This is a genomic window from Jatrophihabitans sp. YIM 134969 (assembly GCF_054456675.1).
Genome location: NZ_JBTJEQ010000007.1, coordinates 103,025 through 122,017 on the forward strand (window position 1 = coordinate 103,025; position 18,993 = coordinate 122,017).

At 72.6% G+C, this 18,993-nt stretch carries 15 protein-coding genes and 2 pseudogenes; 11 read left to right on the forward strand and 6 right to left on the reverse strand.

What is annotated here, in order from left to right; all coding sequences use genetic code 11:
• The first annotated feature begins 64 nt into the window (after positions 1 to 64).
• The gene (locus tag ACXR2U_RS06050) at positions 65 to 790 is read left to right on the forward strand and encodes a TetR/AcrR family transcriptional regulator (RefSeq protein WP_458824034.1); all 726 of its coding nucleotides are present in this window, start codon (positions 65 to 67) and stop codon (positions 788 to 790) included.
• Here ACXR2U_RS06050 and ACXR2U_RS06055 read toward each other — a convergent pair.
• Positions 787 to 2,304 carry an amino acid permease gene (locus tag ACXR2U_RS06055; protein ID WP_458824035.1) on the reverse strand — a complete coding sequence of 506 codons (1,518 nt, stop codon included), beginning with the start codon at positions 2,302 to 2,304 and terminating at the stop codon, positions 787 to 789. The two genes, ACXR2U_RS06050 and ACXR2U_RS06055, sit on opposite strands and share 4 nt — an antisense overlap.
• A gap of 73 nt (positions 2,305 to 2,377) precedes the next feature.
• Between ACXR2U_RS06055 and glpX the strand changes: the two genes are divergently transcribed.
• The 5 genes and pseudogenes from glpX to ACXR2U_RS06080 all read left to right on the forward strand — a co-directional run bounded on the left by glpX (position 2,378) and on the right by ACXR2U_RS06080 (position 7,393).
• Positions 2,378 to 3,406: a class II fructose-bisphosphatase gene (gene glpX / locus ACXR2U_RS06060; protein ID WP_458824036.1), complete on the forward strand. Its 1,029-nt coding sequence runs from the start codon at positions 2,378 to 2,380 to the stop codon at positions 3,404 to 3,406.
• 67 nt (positions 3,407 to 3,473) lie between these two features.
• Positions 3,474 to 3,848, forward strand: a pseudogene (locus ACXR2U_RS06065) (YbjQ family protein); the annotation flags it as partial.
• A gap of 339 nt (positions 3,849 to 4,187) precedes the next feature.
• Complete coding sequence (locus ACXR2U_RS06070) at positions 4,188 to 5,087, forward strand: helix-turn-helix transcriptional regulator (RefSeq protein ID WP_458824037.1); 900 nt, start codon at positions 4,188 to 4,190, stop codon at positions 5,085 to 5,087.
• Positions 5,088 to 5,091: 4 nt separating this feature from the next.
• Positions 5,092 to 6,534 carry a class II fumarate hydratase gene (locus ACXR2U_RS06075; RefSeq protein WP_458824038.1) on the forward strand — a complete coding sequence of 481 codons (1,443 nt, stop codon included), beginning with the start codon at positions 5,092 to 5,094 and terminating at the stop codon, positions 6,532 to 6,534.
• Position 6,535: 1 nt separating this feature from the next.
• Positions 6,536 to 7,393, forward strand: a complete 858-nt coding sequence (locus ACXR2U_RS06080; RefSeq protein ID WP_458824039.1) for a dihydrodipicolinate synthase family protein — start codon at positions 6,536 to 6,538, stop codon at positions 7,391 to 7,393.
• A gap of 155 nt (positions 7,394 to 7,548) precedes the next feature.
• On the opposite strand, the gene ACXR2U_RS06085 is transcribed toward ACXR2U_RS06080, so the two are convergent.
• From ACXR2U_RS06085 to ACXR2U_RS06095, 3 genes are read right to left on the reverse strand one after another with little or no spacing between them, the layout of a single operon-like run.
• Entirely contained in the window at positions 7,549 to 9,252 is a 1,704-nt protein-coding gene (locus tag ACXR2U_RS06085; protein ID WP_458824040.1) for a dihydroxy-acid dehydratase, read from the reverse strand.
• 18 nt (positions 9,253 to 9,270) lie between these two features.
• Positions 9,271 to 9,570 (reverse strand): MGMT family protein, encoded by a 300-nt coding sequence (locus tag ACXR2U_RS06090; RefSeq protein ID WP_458824042.1) that lies wholly within the window; start codon positions 9,568 to 9,570, stop codon positions 9,271 to 9,273.
• The gene (locus ACXR2U_RS06095; RefSeq protein WP_458824044.1) at positions 9,567 to 10,502 is read right to left on the reverse strand and encodes an EamA family transporter; all 936 of its coding nucleotides are present in this window, start codon (positions 10,500 to 10,502) and stop codon (positions 9,567 to 9,569) included. Before ACXR2U_RS06095 ends, ACXR2U_RS06090 begins: the two co-directional genes overlap by 4 nt.
• A 72-nt stretch (positions 10,503 to 10,574) precedes the next feature.
• Here ACXR2U_RS06095 and ACXR2U_RS06100 point away from each other — a divergent pair, with 72 nt between their 5' ends.
• Positions 10,575 to 11,501 (forward strand): LysR family transcriptional regulator, encoded by a 927-nt coding sequence (locus ACXR2U_RS06100; RefSeq protein ID WP_458824046.1) that lies wholly within the window; start codon positions 10,575 to 10,577, stop codon positions 11,499 to 11,501.
• On the opposite strand, the gene ACXR2U_RS06105 is transcribed toward ACXR2U_RS06100, so the two are convergent.
• The gene (locus tag ACXR2U_RS06105) at positions 11,486 to 13,123 is read right to left on the reverse strand and encodes a DEAD/DEAH box helicase (protein WP_458824047.1); all 1,638 of its coding nucleotides are present in this window, start codon (positions 13,121 to 13,123) and stop codon (positions 11,486 to 11,488) included. The two genes, ACXR2U_RS06100 and ACXR2U_RS06105, sit on opposite strands and share 16 nt — an antisense overlap.
• A gap of 98 nt (positions 13,124 to 13,221) precedes the next feature.
• Between ACXR2U_RS06105 and ACXR2U_RS06110 the strand changes: the two genes are divergently transcribed.
• The 4 genes from ACXR2U_RS06110 (at position 13,222) to ACXR2U_RS06125 (ending at position 18,802) form a co-directional block, all read left to right on the forward strand.
• Positions 13,222 to 14,205 (forward strand): ATP-binding cassette domain-containing protein, encoded by a 984-nt coding sequence (locus ACXR2U_RS06110; RefSeq protein WP_458824049.1) that lies wholly within the window; start codon positions 13,222 to 13,224, stop codon positions 14,203 to 14,205.
• Positions 14,202 to 15,041 carry an ABC transporter permease gene (locus tag ACXR2U_RS06115; RefSeq protein ID WP_458824050.1) on the forward strand — a complete coding sequence of 280 codons (840 nt, stop codon included), beginning with the start codon at positions 14,202 to 14,204 and terminating at the stop codon, positions 15,039 to 15,041. The genes ACXR2U_RS06110 and ACXR2U_RS06115 overlap by 4 nt, the downstream gene beginning before the upstream one ends.
• Before the next feature lie 74 nt (positions 15,042 to 15,115).
• Positions 15,116 to 15,709 (forward strand): ASCH domain-containing protein, encoded by a 594-nt coding sequence (locus tag ACXR2U_RS06120; protein WP_458824051.1) that lies wholly within the window; start codon positions 15,116 to 15,118, stop codon positions 15,707 to 15,709.
• Positions 15,710 to 15,733: 24 nt separating this feature from the next.
• On the forward strand, positions 15,734 to 18,802 hold the full coding sequence (locus tag ACXR2U_RS06125) for an alpha-mannosidase (protein WP_458824052.1): 3,069 nt from the start codon (positions 15,734 to 15,736) through the stop codon (positions 18,800 to 18,802).
• A gap of 22 nt (positions 18,803 to 18,824) precedes the next feature.
• Here ACXR2U_RS06125 and ACXR2U_RS06130 read toward each other — a convergent pair.
• A pseudogene (locus ACXR2U_RS06130) lies at positions 18,825 to 18,993 on the reverse strand (GNAT family N-acetyltransferase); the annotation flags it as partial.

The following is an 18,993-nucleotide window of genomic DNA, read 5'->3' on the forward strand; positions in this document are numbered from 1 at the left end:
GCGATAACGAGACCAAGGTAGCGCCGGAATCACAGCGATAGCAACTCGGCGTTATCGTTGATCCGTGACCGAGCTGGCCGAGCGCGCCGACACCCGCACCGCGATCGTCGAGGCCGCCGCCCGCCTGCTCCACGAGGGTGGGGCCGCGGCCGTCACCACCCGCGGGGTGGCCGAGGCCGCGGGCGTGCAGGCTCCGGCGATCTACCGGTTGTTCGGCGACAAGGACGGCCTGCTCGACGCCGTGGCCGAGCACGAGCTCGCCCGGTTCGTCGCCGCGAAGGCCGCCCGGGTCGAGGCCGCCCGCGCCGAGCGGGTCGACCCGGTCGACGACCTGCGCACCGGGTGGAACGACCAGATCGGGTTCGGGCTCGAGCACCCCGCGGTGTTCGCCCTGCTCCACGACCCGGCGCGGGCCCCGCTCTCACCCGCGGTGCGGCTCGGGTGGGACCTGCTCGCCGAACGGGTGCACCGGGTCGCGGCGGCCGGCCGTCTGCGTGTCGACGAACGACGCGCCGCCGACCTCATCCACGCCGCCGGCACCGGGGTCGTCCAGACGTTGGTCGCGACCCCGCCCGGCCGCCGCGACCCGGGCCTCGCCGACGCCCTGCTCGACGCCGTGCTCGCCCAGATCCTCGTGGACGCCCCGACCTCGGCCGACGACCCGGTCCGGACCGCCGCGGTGGGCCTGCGGGCGGCCGTCGCGGACCTGCCGCCGCTCAGCACGGCCGAACGCGGCCTGCTGGCCGACTGGCTGGACCGCGTGGTCGCCGCGCGCCGGAGCGGGGCCTAGAGCGACTTCCCCGACGACGCCGCGGAGGCCCGTTCCTCCGACTCGGCGTCCGCCGACGCGCGGGTGCGGGCGTGGCGGACGCCGTAGGTGAAGTAGATGACCATCCCGACCGCCATCCAGATCGCGAACCGGATCCAGGTGTCGGTGGGAAGGTTGATCATCAGCCACAGGCACGAGAGCACCGCGAGGATCGGCACGAGCGGCACCAGCGGAACGCGGAACGGCCGCTCGAGGTCCGGCTGCTTGCGGCGCAGCACGATCACGCCGATCGACACGACCACGAAGGCGAACAGCGTGCCGATGTTGACCAACTCGCTCAGCTCGGCGAGCGGCACGAACGCGGCGAGCAGCGCCACGACGACGCCGGTGATGACGGTCGTGACGTACGGCGTGCCGAACTTGGGGTGCACCTTGGAGATGACCGGCGGCAGCAGCCGGTCGCGCGACATCGCGAACAGCACGCGGGCCTGACCCAGCATCAGCACGATGACCACGGTCGTGATGCCGCAGATCCCACCGATCGACACCAGGCGCGCCGCCCAGTCCGCGCCCACGACCTTGAACGCCTCGGCCAGCGGTGCGGACGTCGCGAGCGCATCGTCCCTGTAGTTGACCATCCCGGTGATGACGAACGAGACGCCGACGTAGAGCAGGGTGCAGATGATCAACGTGCCGATGATGCCGATGGGCAGGTCACGCTGCGGCTTCTTGGTCTCCTCGGCCGCGGTCGACACGACGTCGAACCCGATGAACGCGAAGAACACCAGCGAGGCCGCGGCGATGACCCCGAACAACCCGAAGTGGCTCGGGGTGATGCCGGTGGCGACCTGCAGCAACGGCGCCTTGAGCCCGGACTCCCCCTCGGACGGCACCGACTTCGGGATGAACGGCGTGTAGTTGCTCGCCTTGACGAAGAAGAACCCGGCGATGATGACGAACAACACGATCGCGACCTTGATGATCACCAGGATGCTGGTCAGCCGACCGGAGAGCTTGGTCCCGAGGAAGAGGAACACCGTCACCAGCACGACGATCAGCACGGCCATGAGGTCGACCGGGGCGCTCTCGCCGGCGATGGAGTCCGGCAGGCCGAACAACGTCTGGAAGTACCCGGACCACCCGCGGGCCACGACCGCGGCCCCGAGGGCCAGTTCCAACGCGAGGTCCCAGCCGATGATCCAGGCGACGACCTCACCGAGCGTGGCGTAGCTGAAGGTGTACGCCGACCCGGCCACGGGCACCGCGGCCGCGAACTCGGCGTAACAGAGCGCGGCGAACCCGCACGCGACGGCGGCGAGCACGAACGAGATGACGATCCCGGGCCCGGCGTTCTCGTGGGCCTGCAGGCCGGTGAGCACGAAGATGCCGGTCCCGATGACGACGCCGACCCCGAACACGGTGAGGTCGAACGCCGAGAGGTTCTTCTTGAGCGACTCCCCACCGACGTCGCCGGTGTCGCCCGCGGCGTCGCGTTTGCTCTGCTCGATCGACTTCGTCCGGAAGATCGCCGTCATGAGCGTTGTCTATGCCCAAAATGGCGCCGATCACACATCCCGGACGTCGGCGCGTTCTGGGAGGATCGCGTCCGTGGACTCGAGCGCGCTGCCCCCCGCCCTGGCCGTCTCACGTGAGGCACCCGACCGCAACCTCGCCCTCGAACTCGTCCGTGTCACCGAGGCGGCGGCGATGGCCGCCGGGCGCTGGGTCGGGCGGGGCGACAAGAACGGCGGCGACGGCGCGGCCGTCGACGCGATGCGCACCCTCATAGGGACGGTGTCGATGCGCGGCACGGTCGTCATCGGCGAGGGCGAGAAGGACCACGCGCCGATGCTCTACAACGGCGAGCAGGTCGGCGACGGCACCGGCCCGGAGTGCGACGTCGCGGTCGACCCGGTCGACGGCACCACGCTGATGAGCAAGGGGATGCCCAACGCGGTCGCGGTCATCGCGGTCGCCCCCCGCGGCAGCATGTTCGACCCGTCCGCCGTGTTCTACATGGACAAGATCGCGACCGGCTCCGAGGCCGCGGGCGTCATCGACATCACCGCGCCGGTCGCCGAGAACATCAGCGCCGTCGCCAAGGCCAAGCGCGGCAGCAACTCCGACGTCACCGTCTGCGTCCTCGACCGGCCCCGGCACGAAGGCCTGGTCCAGGAGATCCGCGACGCCGGCGCCCGCATCGTCTTCATCAGCGACGGCGACGTCGCCGGCGCGATCATGGCCGCCCGCCCGGGCACCGGTGTCGACCTGCTCATGGGCGTCGGCGGCACGCCCGAGGGGATCATCGCCGCCTGCGCGCTCACCTGCATGGGCGGGGAGATCCAGGCCCGCCTCGCCCCGACCGACGACGCCGAGAAGCAGAAGGCCCTCGACGCCGGCCACGACCTCGACGCCGTGCTCACCACGCGTGACCTGGTCCGCGGCGACGACATCTTCTTCTGCGCGACGGGCGTCACCGACGGCGAACTCCTGCGCGGGGTGCACTACTACGCGGACTCGGTCGCGACCCAGTCGATCGTCATGCGCAGCAAGTCCGGCACCATCCGGGTCGTCGACTCCATCCACCAGCTCGGCAAGTTGCGCGCCTACTCCTCGGTCGACTTCGACCGGAACTGAGCGCACCGACAGAACCCGAACACGCCCCGGGTGTGCCGGGCGGCCCCGAACCGGGGAGGATCGGCCCATGCTCTGTGTGACGACGAACGACATCGAGGGCTGGGAGATCCAGCGGGTCTGCGGTGAGGTGTTCGGGCTGACCGTCCGCTCCCGCAACGCGTTCTCCCAGATCGGCGCGGGTTTCAAGTCCATGTTCGGCGGTGAACTCGTCGGCATGACCAAGGCGCTCATCGAGAGCCGCAACGAGGTCATGGGCCGCATGCTGGAGTCCGCCCGCGCCCGCGGCGGCAACGCGATCATCGCGATGCGCTTCGACACCTCCGAGATGGGCGACGTCTGGACCGAGATCTGCGCGTACGGCACGGCCGTCGTCGCGATCCCGGTGAGTGACGCCGCCAAGCAGACCGCCGCGGAGCTGGGCTACGGCCAGCCGGCCGGTCCCGGTGGCGCGCCGCGGGCGCTCGCCGGTCAGCAGTCGTTCGACCCGGCGGGTCCGGGTCAGGGTGGCGGCCAGCTGCCCCAGGGACCACCGCCCCAGGGTCCGCCGGCACAGGGCGCGCCCTACGGGCAGCCGCCCTACGGGCAGCCGCCGCAGGGCCCTCCGGGTCAGCCCGGTCACGCCGGCCAGCCCCAGCCCGGCTACGGGCAGCCGTACGGCCAGCAGCCCGGACAGCCCTAGCGAGCCCGGGGCGGGTCCGGACGGCGTGGACCACACCCAGCGCCCACCCGGGGACTCACCGTCCCCCTCACACACCCGGTCGGGGAGCGGACACTCGACCGGGTGAGCAGCATCGACCGTCCGGGCCTCGCCGGGTTCCTGCGCCGGGCCCGGGCGGCCGCCGAACCCGTCGACGTCGTCGACGACGGCCGCCGCCGGGTCACCGGGCTGCGCCGGGAGGAGGTCGCCTCGCGCGCCGGCATCTCCACCGACTACTACAAGCGGCTGGAGCAGGCGCGGGGGTCGACGCCGACCGCGAGCGTGGCGGCGTCGCTGGCGCGGGCGCTGCACCTCGACCCGGACGAGACCGACCACCTGCACCGCATGGTCGGCGCGCCGGTGCCCGAGCGCACGCCGTCGAACGCGTCCACCAGCGTCGTCCTGCAGGCGTTGCTCGACCACCTGGACGACACCCCGGCCTGCATCATCACCGACCTCGGCGAGGTGCTGGCCCAGAACCGCCTCGGCACGATGCTCATCGGCCCGCAGCGAGCCCCGGGCCGCGGCCGCAACACCACCTGGCGGTGGTTCACCGACCCGACCACGCGGTGGCGTCACCCGGTCGAGGACCACGCCCAGGTCAGCCGGACCTACGTGGCCGACCTGCGGGCCACGGCGTCACGGCGGCGGGGCCACCCTGACGTCGAGGAGCTCGTCCGCGACCTGCGGGCCGCCAGCCCGGAGTTCGCGCGACTGTGGGACGAGCAGCACGTCCGGGTCCGGTCGTTCGACCGCAAACGGCTACGGCACCCAGAGGTCGGGGTCCTGCACATCGACTGCCGCTGGGCGGTCGACCCCGCCACCGGCCAGCGGTTGCTGGTGTTCGGGCCGACCCCGGGCTCGGGGGCCGAGGACCAGTTCCGCCTGCTGGCCGCACTGCCCGACTCCTACCTCGACGCGGCTCCCGACGCCGGCGAGACCGGAGTCACCAGCCCGGCCGGGGGCGTGGACGTTAACGTCTAGGGACGTGTCCACCTCCGCCGATCCCGGCTCCCGGTCCGATCAGTCCCGCCCCGCGGACTTCCGCATCGAGAAGGACTCGATGGGTGAGGTCCGTGTCCCCGTCGACGCCCTCTGGCGCGCGCAGACCCAACGGGCCGTCGAGAACTTCCCGATCTCCGGCCAGCCGATCGAGCGGGAGCTGATCGCGGGCCTCGCGCTGGTCAAGGGCGCGGGCGCCCGGGTCCGCGCCAAGCGCGGCAAGCTCGACGCCGCCAAGGCCGACGCCATCGCCGCGGCGGCCACCGCCGTCGCCCGTGGTGACCACGACGACCAGTTCCCGATCGACGTCTTCCAGACCGGGTCCGGCACGTCGAGCAACATGAACATGAACGAGGTGCTCGCCACCCTCGCGGCCAAGGCCCTCGGTGAGGGCGCCACCGTGCACCCGAACGACGACGTCAACGACCCGCTGTCGAGCAACGACCAGTTCCCGACGGCCATCCACATCGCCGCCACCCGGGCCGTCCTGCGCGACCTCGTCCCGGCCCTGCAGCACCTCGCGGCCTCGCTGGAGTCGAAGTCCACCGCGTTCGCCGACGTCGTGAAGTCCGGCCGCACCCACCTCATGGACGCCACGCCCGTCACGCTCGGGCAGGAGTTCGCGGGCTACGCCACCCAGGTGCGGCGCGGGGTCGACCGGCTGCAGTCGTCGCTCGGTCGCGTGGCCGAACTGCCGCTCGGCGGCACCGCGGTCGGCACCGGCATCAACGCGCCCGAGGGGTTCGCCGCCGAGGTCATCGCGCTCATCGCGGCCGAGACCGGCCTGCCGCTCACCGAGGCCGTCGACCACTTCGAGGCCCAGGGCGCCCGTGACGGCCTGGTCGAGCTGTCGGGTCAGCTGCGCACCGTCGCGGTCGGCCTCAACAAGATCGCCAACGACATCCGGTGGATGGGTTCCGGTCCACGCACGGGGCTCTCGGAGATCGCGCTGCCCGACCTGCAGCCGGGGTCGTCGATCATGCCCGGCAAGGTCAACCCGGTCCTGTGCGAGGCCGTCATGCAGGTCGTGGCCCAGGTCGTCGGCAACGACGCCGCCGTCGCCTGGAGCGGCGCCGCCGGCAACTTCGAGCTCAACGTCATGCTGCCGGTCATGAGCCGCAACGTGCTGGAGTCGGTCCGGATCCTCGCGACGGTGTCGCGGGTCTTCGCCGACAAGTGCATCAGCGGCATCGAGGCGAACGTCGACCGCTGCCGCGAGTACGCCGAGTCCTCGCCGTCGATCGTCACGCCGCTCAACCACTACGTCGGCTACGACGAAGCCGCCAAGATCGCCAAGCAGGCACTGGCCGAGCGCAAGACGATCAAGGCCGTCACCATCGAGCGCGGACACGTCGGGTCCGGCGCGATCACCGAGGAGCAGCTGGACCAGGTCCTCGACGTCATGTCGATGACCCACGCGGCGAAGTGACGTGACCCGCCCTGAGGTCCTCACCGCCGTCCCCACGCTGTTCGGAGCCGACGGCGCGATCGACCCCGGTGAGACGACGCGGTTGCACACGGCGCTGCGCGAGCACGTCGACGGCGTGTTCGTGGCCGGCACCACCGGTGAGTTCCCGGCGTTGCAGGACACCGAGCGGATCGCGCTGTTCGAGTTGGCGTTGCAGGCGTGGACACCCGACACCGTCGTCGCGCACGTCGGGTCCCCCGCGACCTCGCAGGCGGTGGCCCTGACCCGGCAGGCGGTGACGCTCGGGGTGCGGCGGCTCGCGGCGCTGCCGCCGTACTACTTCGCCGTCGACGCCGGTGACCTGCTGGCCCACTTCGGTGCGATCGTCGACGCCGCAGGTGACGCCGAGGTCTACGCGTACCTGTTCCCGGACCGCACCGGCGTCGACCTCGCCCCCGCGGTGCTGGCCGAGCTCACCCGCCGGACCGGCCTCGCCGGGGCGAAGCTGTCGGGCCGGGCCGCGGCGCGCTTCGGCGAGTACGTCGCGGAACTCCCGCCCGGCACGTCCGCGTGGTCCGGCGCCGACACCGAGATGGTGTCGGTCGCGGGTGTTGGCGGCCGTGGGCTGGTGTCGGGCATGTCGGCGGCCGACCCCGCCGCCTTCGCCGCCCTGGCCACCGCTGTGGAGTCCGGTGACGACACCGCTCGTGCCGCCGCCACGGCCCGGGTGCAGACGGTCGCGGACGTCCTGCACGGCTCCCCCGCCGGCATCAAGGCCGCCCTCCACGCCCAGGGCTACCGCGCCACCGGCTCCCGGATGCACCAGGGCCCCGACGCCCGGGTCGACCCCGCCGCCGTCGCCGCGCTCTTCCCCGCCTGACCCGCCCGACCTACGCGCCCCGACTGACCAGCCCGAGAGATCTGGCGAGTGGTCACCTTCCCCGCCGAGTGGCACGAAATTCCTGCCCACTCACGGGGAGAGGTGCCCACTCGCCGGTGGTGGTCGGGGCGCGTCGACGCGAGGGGATCAGCGGGTCAGTGGGACTCGCGGGGGACGTCGTGGCCGCTGCCGCCGACGAGGAAGTCGAGGTCGGCGCCGGTGTCGGCCTGCTGGACCGACTCGACGTAGAGCTTCGTCCAGCCCCGCTCGGGGCGGGCGAAGGCCGCGACCGTGGCGGGGTCGGGTTCGCGGTCCTCGAAGCCGGGTGTCTCGACGTCGAGACGTCGGTTCGCGATGTCGAGGACCACGACGTCCCCGGTGCGGACCTTCGCCAGCGGTCCGCCGGCGGCCGCCTCGGGTGAGACGTGCAGGACCACGGTGCCGTAGGCGGTACCGCTCATCCGGCCGTCGCAGATGCGCACGACGTCGCGCACACCCTGCTCCAGCAGCTTGCGCGGCAGCGGCAGGTTCGCGACCTCGGGCATGCCCGGGTACCCCTTCGGCCCGCAGCCGCGCAGGATGAGCACCGAGTCGGCGTCGACGTCGAGGTCGGGGTCGTCGATGCGGGCGCGGACGTCCTCGACCGAGTCGAACACGACGGCCCGGCCGCGGTGTTCGAGCAGGTGCGCCGACGCCGCCGCGGGTTTGACCACCGCGCCGTCGGGGGCGAGGTTGCCGTACAGGACGGCGATCCCGGCTTCGGGCAGCAGCGGCTCGGCCCGGGAGCGGATGACGTCGGGATCCCAGATCTGGGCGTCGAGGAAGCCGTCCACGAGGCGCTCGCCGGTGACCGTGACGGCGGAGGGGTCGAGCAGGTCGGCGATCTCGTGCCACACCGCGTGCAGGCCGCCGGCGCGGAAGAAGTCCTCCATGAGGAACCGGCCCGCCGGCTGGAGGTCGACGAGCAGCGGCACGCCCGAACCGATCCGGTCGAAGTCGTCCTGGGTGAGGTCCACGCCTAACCGGCCCGCGATCGCCAGCAGGTGGACGACGGCGTTGGTGGACCCGCCGATGGCGGCGAGGGTCACGATCGCGTTGTGGAACGCGGCCTTCGTCATGACGTCACTGGGCTTGCGGTCGGCCGCCACGAGCTCGACCGCGAGCCGGCCGCTCTCGTGTGCACCCTGCAACAGTCGACTGTCGGGCGCCGGCGTGCCGGCCAGACCCGGGAACACCATCCCGAGCGCCTCGGCGAGCAGGCCCATGGTCGACGCCGTGCCCATGGTGTTGCAGTGGCCGCGGCTGCGGATCATCGAGCTCTCGCTGCGGATGAACTGCTCCTGCGACAACGTGCCGGCGCGGACCTCCTCCGACAGCCGCCACACGTCTGTCCCGCACCCGAGCGGCTGCCCGCGGAACGTGCCGGTGAGCATCGGACCGCCCGGCACGACGACCGCGGGCAGGTCGACCGATGCCGCCGCCATGAGCAGCATCGGGATGGTCTTGTCGCACCCCCCGAGCAGCACCACGCCGTCGATCGGGTTGGCCCGCAGCATCTCCTCGGTGGCCATCGCGGCGAGGTTGCGCCACAGCATGGCGGTGGGGCGTACGAGCGTCTCGCCGAGGGAGACCACCGGCAGGTCCAGCGGGATCCCGCCCGCCTCGTACACGCCCTGCTTGACGCTGGTGGCGACCTCGTCGAGGTGGGCGTTGCACGGCGTCAGGTCCGAGGCGGTGTTGGCGATCGCGATGTGCGGACGGCCGTCGAACGCGTGCTCGGGCAGGCCGCGTCGCATCCACGCGCGGTGGATGTAGGCGTCACGGTCGGAGCCGCTGTACCACCCGCTGCTGCGCACCACGGTCGGAGCGTAGGCGCGTCACCCCGGATCCCACCGTGCGGTCTCGAGGTCGACACCGCCGCGCCGGGGCGGCGTCCCCTCCCGGTGCCACTGGCGCTGCGCCTCGATCATGAGGTGGGCGGGCAACAGGCCGGTCGACCGCACCACCCGCCACCAGGCGACGGCGTCGCCGTGGCGGGCCATCACCCCTCCGACACCGCGCGCGCCGCCGCGTTGCAGGTGGGCCGCGATGTCGCCGTACGTCATCACGCGTCCGGGCGGGATGCGCTCGACGAGGTCGAGCACGGCCTCGTCGAAGTCGGTGACCGGGTCGCTCACCGCACCGATTCTGCGAGGTCCGGCGTCGTGGTGACGCCGAGGTTCGCAGGGTCGGGTGCTCGGCGGGCGCGGCGGGGCGTCATGCCCCACACGACGGCGGTGACGACGACCGCACCGAGCACGATCTCGGCCGGGTCCGGCCGCTCGCCCAGCACCAGCCACGACCCGAGGAACCCCGCCACGGGCACGGCCATCGAGAACGGCGCGACCTGACCGGACGCGTGGCGCGAGAGCAGCCAGGTCCAGATCCCCGAGCCCAGCAGCGTCGCCACCAGCACGATGTAGAGCAGGCCGCCCAGCGCCGGCAGCGCGTGCACCGTGAACAGCGTGCGGAACGCGTCGGCGTCACGGCCGGGTCCCTCGAACGCGAGCGACAGCGCGAGCATCGGCAGCGGCGGGACCACCGACATCCAGAGCATGAGCGCGAACGGCCGGTCGGTGCGCGCCTGCCGGTTCGCGAGGTTGCCCAACGCCCAGCCGAGACCGCCCAGGACGGTCAGGACGACCGGGAGCAGCGCTGCGCTCTGGGCCCGCAACGCGCCGATCGAAGCCATCGCGGCCACGGCCACCGCGACGCCGATCAGCTGCCGCCGGGTGATGCGCTCCCGGAGCAGCACCGCGCCGAGCAGCACCGTGAACGGGGCGCTCGACTGCAGGACGAGCGACGCGAGGCCACTCGGCATCCCGGCCGCCATGCCGGCGTAGAGGAACGCGAACTGCAGCACGCCGAACCCGACGCCGTAGCCGAGCAGCCAGCGCCACTGCACGTCCGGGCGGGGCACGAACAGCAGCACCGGCACCGCGATGACGGCGAAGCGGACCGCCACGAGCAGGAACGGCGGGAACTGCTCGAGGGCCAGGTGGGTCGCCGGGAAGTTCAGGCCCCAGACAGCCGCCACGAGCAGGGCGAGCAGGCGGTCACGTGCGGTCACGGCGTCCAGTCTCCGCGACCGGTCCGTGAAGATCCATCGAAGTCTGCTGCACCGACGTTGTAGCGTTGCTACATGGACCTACGACAACTGGAAGCGGTCCGGGAGGTCGTGGCCACCGGCAGTGTCACCGGCGCCGCCGCGATCCTGCACTGCACGCCGTCGGCCGTCTCGCAGCAACTGCGGATCGCCGAACGCCTCGCCGGCACGGCCCTGGTCGAGCGTGACGGCCGCGGGGTCCGGCCCACGGCCGCCGGCCGGGCCCTGGCCGCCCGCGCCGTCGACGTCGCGGTCGCCGTCGAACGGGCCAAGGCCGCCGTGGCGGACCACGCCGCCCGCCCGACGGGCACGGTGCGGGTGTCCGCGTTCCAGTCCGCCGGGGAACTGCTGTTCCCGCGCCTGCTCGGGGCGGTCGAGGCGGGGGTGGAGGTCGAGTGTGCCGAGAACGACGTCGGCACCGACGGTTTCCTCGCCCTGACCGCGTCGGCCGACGTCGTCATCGCCCACCGCCCGGCCCGGAGCGCTCCGTTCGCCGAGCCCGGTGTCAGCGTGACGCGACTGTTCCGCGAACCGCTCGACGTCGCCCTGCCGCCCGGGCACCCGCTGGCCGCACGCGACGAGGTGGGACCGGCCGACCTCGCCGACGAGCCGTGGATCACGGTGCAGGAGGGCTTCCCCATCGCGGCGGTCGTCGACGAGTTGGCCGCCCGCGCCGGCACGACGTTCACGATCCGTCACCGCATCAACGACTTCCACGTCGCGGAGGCCCTGGTCGCCGCCGGGCAGGGTGTCGCCCTGCTCCCCCGGTACGTCCTCGCGGCCCGGCCCGGTGGTCAGGTCGTGTCGCGGCCGCTGCGAGGTCCGCGGCCCGCTCGCTGGGTCGAGGCCCTGGTGCGGGCCGACCGGGTGGAACGCCGGGTCGTGCGCACCGTGCTCGACACGCTGCGCGAGCAGGCCGCCGCGGTCGTCCGAGCCGGCACCAGTTCTCAGCGGGGGGTGTAGCGCTCGACCTTCGGCTTGCGGCCCTTGATCGTCGTGTTGCGCAGTGCAACGATCACTTCGTCGGCGCTGTCGGCGGGAATGTCGACCACGGAGAACCGCTGCTGGATCTCGATGGCGCCGATCGCCCGGCCGGGCAGGGACGACTCGTTCGCGATGGCGCCGACGATGTCCTGCGGCCGCACGTGGGCGTCGCGGCCGAGGCCGAGGAACAGCCGGGTGACGTCGTCACCACCGGCGCGGCGCCGCGGCGGGGTGGCACGGTTCGAGCCGGTGCGGGCGTCGTCCACCCGGGGAGCGACGACCGGGATGTCGGCGTCGTCGTCGGCCGGTCCGCCCGCCTCGTGGGCCAGCTTGATCGCGGCCAACGCGATGTCGACGACGTCGAAGTCGTCCGAGAGGCTGTCGAGCACCACGCGGAACTGGTCGAGGTTGTCGTCCTCGAGGACGGTCTCGCGCAGCGACGCCCGGGTCAGTTCGAGCCGGCGCGCCCGCAGGTCGGCGACCGTCGGCACCTTCTCGACCGCGATCTTGGCCTTGACGTGCTGCTCGATCGTCTTGAGCAGCCGGTGCTGACGCGGTTCGACCAGGGTGATCGCCGTGCCCTCCCGACCGGCGCGACCGACCCGCCCGATGCGGTGGACGTAGGCGTCCGGTGCGGAGGGGACGTCGTAGTTGACGACGTGGGTGAGCTGTTCGACGTCGAGCCCGCGGGCGGCGACGTCGGTGGCCACGAGCAGGTCGGCCGTGCCGTTGCGCAGGCGGCCCATGATGCGGTCACGGGCCTCCTGCGTCATGCCCCCGTGCAACGGTTCGGCGCGGTAGCCGCGGGCCGTCAGGGTCTCGGCGAGGCTGTCGACCTCCTCGCGGGTGCGGGCGAACACGATGGTGGCGGCGGGCGCCTCGATGTCCAGCAGGCGTCCGAGCGCCGAGGCCTTGTGGGCGCGCGGCACGACGTAGGCGACCTGTCGGATGCGGGGCTGCTCTCCCGCGGCGAGTTCCTCGCGCTTGATCTGCACCCGCACCGGGTTGTCGAGGTAGCGCTTGACGAGGTGGTTGATCCGCGACGGGATGGTGGCCGAGAACAGCACGGTCTGACGGGGCGTCGGCAGCGCCGCGAAGATCGCCTCGAGGTCCTCGGCGAAGCCCATGTCGAGCATCTCGTCGGCCTCGTCGAGGACGGCGACGGTCACCTCCGAGAGGTCCATCGTCCCGCGGTGGATGTGGTCGAGCACCCGGCCGGGAGTGCCGACCACGACGTCGACGCCGGACTCCAGCGACCGGATCTGGCGTCCGATCGGCGAGCCGCCGTACACCGGCAGCACCCGGGTGCCGAGGCCCTTGCCGTAGCGGTGCACGGCCTCGCCGACCTGGATCGCGAGCTCGCGGGTGGGTGTGAGGATGAGGGCCTGCGGCGCGGTGCCACCGGGGGTGAGGCGCTCCAGCAGCGGCAACGCGAACGCGGCGGTCTTGCCGGTGCCGGTCGCCGCCTGGCCGAGGACGTCGCGGCCCTCGAGCAGCGGCGGGATCGCCTCGGCCTGGATCGGCGTCGGCTCCTCGTAGCCCAACGCGTCGAGGGCGGCCTGCACCTCGGGGCGCAGCTGGAGGTCGGCAAAGGTCGTCACGTCGGTCCAGTGTCCTCGGGTGCCCGTGTCAGCGCGGCTCGGGCCCGTGTCAGCGCCGTGCCAGAGTCGTGCCAGCGCGGCCCTCCAGAGTGGATCCCATGACAGAGACCTCCACCACCGGGTCGGAGTGGGCCGTCGAGGCCACCGGCCTGGTCAAGACCTTCGGCGACACCCGGGCGCTCGACGGCGTCGACCTGCGCGTCAGGCGCGGGTCGGTGACGGCCGTGCTCGGACCCAACGGGGCCGGCAAGACGACGGCCGTCCGGATGCTCGCCACGCTCATCGCCCCGGACAGCGGCACCGCGACCGTCGGCGGGTTCGACGTCACCCGGCAGTCGGTCCAGGTGCGGGAGCGGATCGGGCTGACCGGTCAGTTCGCCTCGGTCGACGAGGACCTGACCGGCACCGAGAACCTCGTGCTCATCGGCCGGCTGCTCGACCTGTCACGGTCGGAGGCCAAGGCCCGCGCCGCGCAGCTGCTGGAGTGGTTCGACCTCACCGACGCGGCCGGACGCACCGCCAAGACCTACTCCGGCGGCATGCGCCGGCGCCTCGACCTCGCCGCGAGCCTCGTCGGGTTCCCCGACGTCATCTTCCTCGACGAGCCCACCACCGGGCTGGACCCGGCCAAGCGCGACCAGATGTGGGACGTGGTCCGACGCCTGGTCGCGGGCGGTGCGACCGTGCTGCTCACCACGCAGTACCTGGAGGAGGCCGACGCTCTCGCCGACGAGGTGCTGGTGATGGACCACGGACGCGTCATCGCCGAGGGCACGCCGGAGCAGCTGAAGCGCATCGTCGGTGGGCAGACGTTGTCGGTCCGGCCGTCGGACCCCTCGCGGTTGCCCGAGGTCGACACCGTGCTCGAGGGCGTCGCCGCCGGGACGGTCGAACACCCACGCCCGGGCGTCGCCGCCGTCGCCGTCACCGACGACCGCGCCCTCACCGACGTGGTCGCCCGGCTCGCCGCGGCCGACATCGCGGTCACCGAACTGTCCCTGCACCTGCCGAGCCTCGACGAGGTCTTCGCGACGCTCACCGGCCGGCAGCCCTCCGAACCCCTCGAGGAGGTGGCGGCATGACCTCCACCCTCACCGCGCCCTCGGCCACCGCGCCCGACGCGCTCCCCATCGGCCAGCGACCCGCGGGCCGTCGCACACCGGGCCGGGTGTTCCGGCACGTCGGCGCGCTCGCCTGGCGGTCGCTGCTCAAGACCTACCGCACGCCCGAGGCGCTCATCGACGTCACGATCCAGCCGATCATCTTCCTGCTGCTGTTCGTGTACGTCTTCGGCGGCGCGGTCAGCGGGAACCAGCACGCCTACCTGCAGTACGTCGTCCCCGGCATCCTCGTGCAGTCGTTGCTGTTCGGCTCGATCGCCATCGGCGTGAACCTCAACACCGACATCGAGAAGGGCGTGTTCGACCGGTTCCGGTCGTTGCCCATCGCCCGCTTCGCGCCGCTCGCGGGCGCCGTGCTCGCCGACCTGCTGCGCTACCTCATCCTCACGGTGTTCCTCGTCGGAACCGCTTACATCATGGGTTTCCGCATCGGCACCAATCCGCTGTACGCGATCGGCGGGATCGGTTTCGGCATCGCGTTCGCCTTGAGCCTGTCGTGGGTCGGCGTGTGGATCGGCATGAAGGCGCGGTCGTCCGGCGCCGTGCAGGGCATCGCGTTCCTCGTGATGTTCCCGCTGACGTTCGGCTCGAACGCCTACGTCCCGACCGACTCACTGCCGGGCTGGCTGCAGGCGTTCGTCAAGGTCAACCCGGCCTCGCACCTGGTCGAGGCCATCCGCGGCCTGACCGTCGGCGGCCCGATCCTGCAGCCGGTGCTCATCACCCTGGCGTGGATGGCCGGCCTGCTCGTGGTGTTCGTCCCGCTCGCGACCCGGGCCTACAAGCGCCGCGTCTGAGCGGTACCACCTCGGATCCTGCGGACCTCGGCGTCACCACGACGCCGAGGTCCGCGAAATCTATGCTCGGGGCCGTGTTGATCCGGCCGGCCGAGCTCGAGGCCATCCGCCGCGGCGAGGTCGACCTCGCGTTCCGACGCTGGGAACGCCCCCGGTTGCTGCCCGGTACGAGGATGCGCACGAAGGTCGGGCTGCTCGAGGTCACCGGCGTCGACCGGGTGGCGGCCTCGGCCATCACCGCCGACGACGCCCGACGGGCGGGATCGCCGACCAGGGCCGCCCTGCTGGCCCTGCTCGAACCCCGCGGCGACCGGCCGAAGCACCCGATCTGGCGAGTGGGGCTGCGCTACGCCGGCGACGACCCGCGCGTCGCCCTGCGCGACGACGCCGACCTCTCCGCCGACGAGCGCAGTCGGCTGAACACCCGCCTCGACCGCCTCGACGCCTCCTCCCGCCACGGCGCCTGGACCCGCGAGGTGCTCGCCCTCATCGCCGCGAACCCCGCCCGCCGCGCCCCCGACCTCGCCGAGCTCCGCGGCCTCGAGACGGTCGTGTTCAAGCGGGACGTCCGCAAGCTCAAGGAGCTCGGCCTCACCGAGAGCCTCGAGGTCGGTTACCGCATCTCACCCCGCGGCGAGGCCCTGCTGCACGGCGACGTCGACGCCTGAACGGGGGCAGGCAGAATCACCCCGGTGCACCAGGACCCTCGCCTGACCACCGACCGCCTCCACCGCACGCTGCAACGGTTGACCGACGCCTGGTGGGTGGAGCGGGTGCCGTTGGAGGTCGCGCGGTACGACGTGCCGGAGCGTGAGGTCGACGGCCGGCCGGTGGTCGGCGAACCGGTGGACGTGCGGCAGGCGCTCGCGGCGGACTACCGGCCGATGGCCGTGGGCGAGGCGTGGGGGCCACCGTGGTCGACGTCGTGGTTCCGGGTCACCGGCGCCGTGCCACCGAGCCACGCGGGCCGACGGCTTGAGGTCGTCCTCGACATCGGTTTCGACCCGTCCCGCACCGGGTTCCACGCCGAAGGTCTCGTGTACCGCCCGGACGGCTCGCCGGTGAAGGGACTGCACCCGCAGAGCCGCTGGATCGCGGTCGACGACGACGCCGTCGGCTTCACCTTCTTCGTCGAGGCGGCCGCCAACCCGCTGCTGCTCGGTGGCGGCGGGTTCGACTTCACCCCGAGCCCGTTGGGTGATCTGCTCACCGCGGGGCTCGCGCCGCAGTACGCGCTCCGACAGGCCGAGCTCGCGGTCGTCGACGAACCGGTGTGGGAACTGGTCCAGGACCTCGAGGTGCTCGGCCAGTTGGCCGCCGAACTCCCCGACGTCGACGCGCGCCGGTTCGAGATCCTGCGCGCCGTCGACGCGGCCTGCGACGTCCTCGACGTCACCGCGGTCGACGGCCCGAGCCGGACCGCGGCGGCGGCCCGGGCCGCGCTCGCCCCGGCGCTCGCCGTCCCGGCCCGCGCCAGCGCCCACCGCATCAGCGCCGTCGGGCACGCCCACATCGACTCGGCCTGGCTGTGGCCCACCCGCGAGACGATCCGCAAGGTCGCGCGGACCACCTCGAACGTGGTCGACCTGCTCGACCACGACGACGACCTGGTCTACGCCATGAGCTCGGCGCAGCAGTTCGCCTGGATCGAGGAGCACCGGCCCGAGGTGTTCACGCGGGTGCGTGACGCGGTCGCGAGCGGTCGCTTCGTGCCGGTGGGCGGGATGTGGGTCGAGTCCGACACCAACATGCCCGGCGGCGAGGCCCTGGCCCGGCAGTTCGTCCACGGCAAGCGGTACTTCCTCGACCGGTTCGGCCTCGACACCGAGGAGGTGTGGCTGCCGGATTCCTTCGGTTACACCGCGGCTCTCCCCCAGCTCGTCGCGCTCTCGGGTTCGCGCTGGTTCCTGACCCAGAAGATCTCGTGGAACCAGACCAACCGCTTCCCGCACCACACCTTCCGCTGGGAGGGCCTCGACGGCACGCAGGTGTTCACGCACTTCCCGCCGTCCGACACGTACAACTCGGAGGTCTCCGGGGCCGAACTCGCCCGCGCCGCGCGGCAGTTCGCCGAGAAGGGTCACGCCACGACGTCGCTGCTGCCGTTCGGGTGGGGCGACGGCGGGGGCGGACCGACCCGCGAGATGCTCGCCCGCGCCCGCCGCACCGCCGACCTCGACGGTTCCCCGGCGGTCACCGTGCAGCCGGCCCGCGCCTTCTTCGAGGCCGCCGAGGCCGAGTACCCCGACGCCCCGGTGTGGGTGGGTGAGCTCTACCTCGAGTTCCACCGCGGCACCTACACCAGCCAGGCCAAGACCAAGCAGGGCAACCGACGCAGCGAACACCTGCTGCGCGAGGCCGAACTGTGGGCGACGACCGCTGCTGTGCGCAACGGTCACGACTATCCGTACGACGCTCTCGACCGGGTCTGGAAGACCGTCCTGCTCCAGCAGTTCCACGACATCCTGCCCGGCTCGTCGATCCACTGGGTGCACCGCGAGGCGGCGGCGAACTACGCCGCGGTCGCGGGCGAACTCGAGACGATCGTCGGCGAGGCGCTCGCCGACCTCGCCGGCGACGGCACGGTCGCCCTGACGTTCAACCCGACACCGGACCCCCGCGACGGCGTCGAGCCGTTCGCGGCGGGCGTCGCGATCACCGGTCCCGGTGCGGCCGTCGGCCCGGTCGAGGACGGGTGGCTGCTGGACAACGGCTCGCTGCGGGTGCGGGTCGACGCCGACGGTGTCATCCGCTCGGTCGTCGACGTCGCGCACGGGGACCGCGAGGTCATCCCACCGGGCGGTGCGGGCAACCTGTTCCAGCTGCACCACGACACCCCGAACGTGTTCGACGCGTGGGACGTCGACCGCTTCTACCGCAACACGGTCGTCGACCTCGTCGAGGCGAGCGGGATCGAGGAGGTGCCCGGTGGTCTGCGGGTCACCCGGTACTTCGGAGACTCGTCGCTGGTCAGCACGATCACGCTGCCCCCTGACGTCGCGCGGGTCGACGTCGTCACCGAGGTCGACTGGCACGAACGCGAGAAGCTGCTGAAGGCGACGTTCGACGTCGACGTCACGGCCGAGCGCTACGCCGGCGAGGTGCAGTTCGGCCACGTCTTCCGGCCGACCCACACCAACACCAGCTGGGACGCGGCGATGTTCGAGACCTGCGCGCACCGCTGGGTGCACGTCGGGGAGCCGGCCGACGTCGACGCCCCGGGCTACGGCGCGGCGGTGGTCAACGACAGCACCTACGGGCACGACGTCACCCGGCAGTCCCGACCGGCGGAGGCGGGCGGCGGCACCGCGACCCGCATCCGGTTGTCCCTGCTGCGGGCGCCGCAGTCACCGGACCCCGAAACCGACCAGGGCCGTCACACGCTGCGCTACGCACTGGTGCCGGGTGCAACGATCGGCACCGCCGTACGCGAGGGGTACCGCATCAACCTGCCCGTGCGCAGCGTGCCGGGCGCGCTGACGGTGGAGCCGTTGCTGCGCGTCGACGGCACTGGTGTGGTGGTCGAGGCGGTCAAGTTGGCCGAGGACCGTGGCGGCGACGTCGTGGTCCGGCTCTACGAGTCCCGCGGTCGCCGGGCCACCGCGACGGTCACGCCGACCTTCCCGGCGGCGGCGGTCGACACCGTCGACCTGCTCGAACGGCCGCGCGACGAACCCGGGTTCGCCGCCGGACCGGGCGGCACCGCGACGATCACCCTGCGACCGTTCCAGATCGTCACCCTGCGCTTCCGGCGCGGCTGACAGCGGGGGGGCACGCCGGGGGTCACGGGCGGCGGATGTCGAGCGCGGCCGGGAACCGTTCGAACCCGGCCGACACGTAGGTCTCGACAGCGCCGGGCTGGGCGGTCGGCGTGCACACCACCGCGCTCGACGCGCCGAGCTCGCGCAACGCCGCGGCCGCGGCGAGGGTCGCCGCCCGGCCGTACCCGTGG

Bases quoted from the DNA above. Each gene is read 5' to 3' on its own strand.
- ACXR2U_RS06055 (WP_458824035.1), bottom strand. From the start codon at position 2,304: ATGACGGCGATCTTCCGGACGAAGTCGATCGAGCAGAGCAAACGCGAC.
- ACXR2U_RS06100 (WP_458824046.1), top strand. From the start codon at position 10,575: ATGGACCTACGACAACTGGAAGCGGTCCGGGAGGTCGTGGCCACCGGC.
- ACXR2U_RS06110 (WP_458824049.1), top strand. From the start codon at position 13,222: ATGACAGAGACCTCCACCACCGGGTCGGAGTGGGCCGTCGAGGCCACC.
- ACXR2U_RS06115 (WP_458824050.1), top strand. From the start codon at position 14,202: ATGACCTCCACCCTCACCGCGCCCTCGGCCACCGCGCCCGACGCGCTC.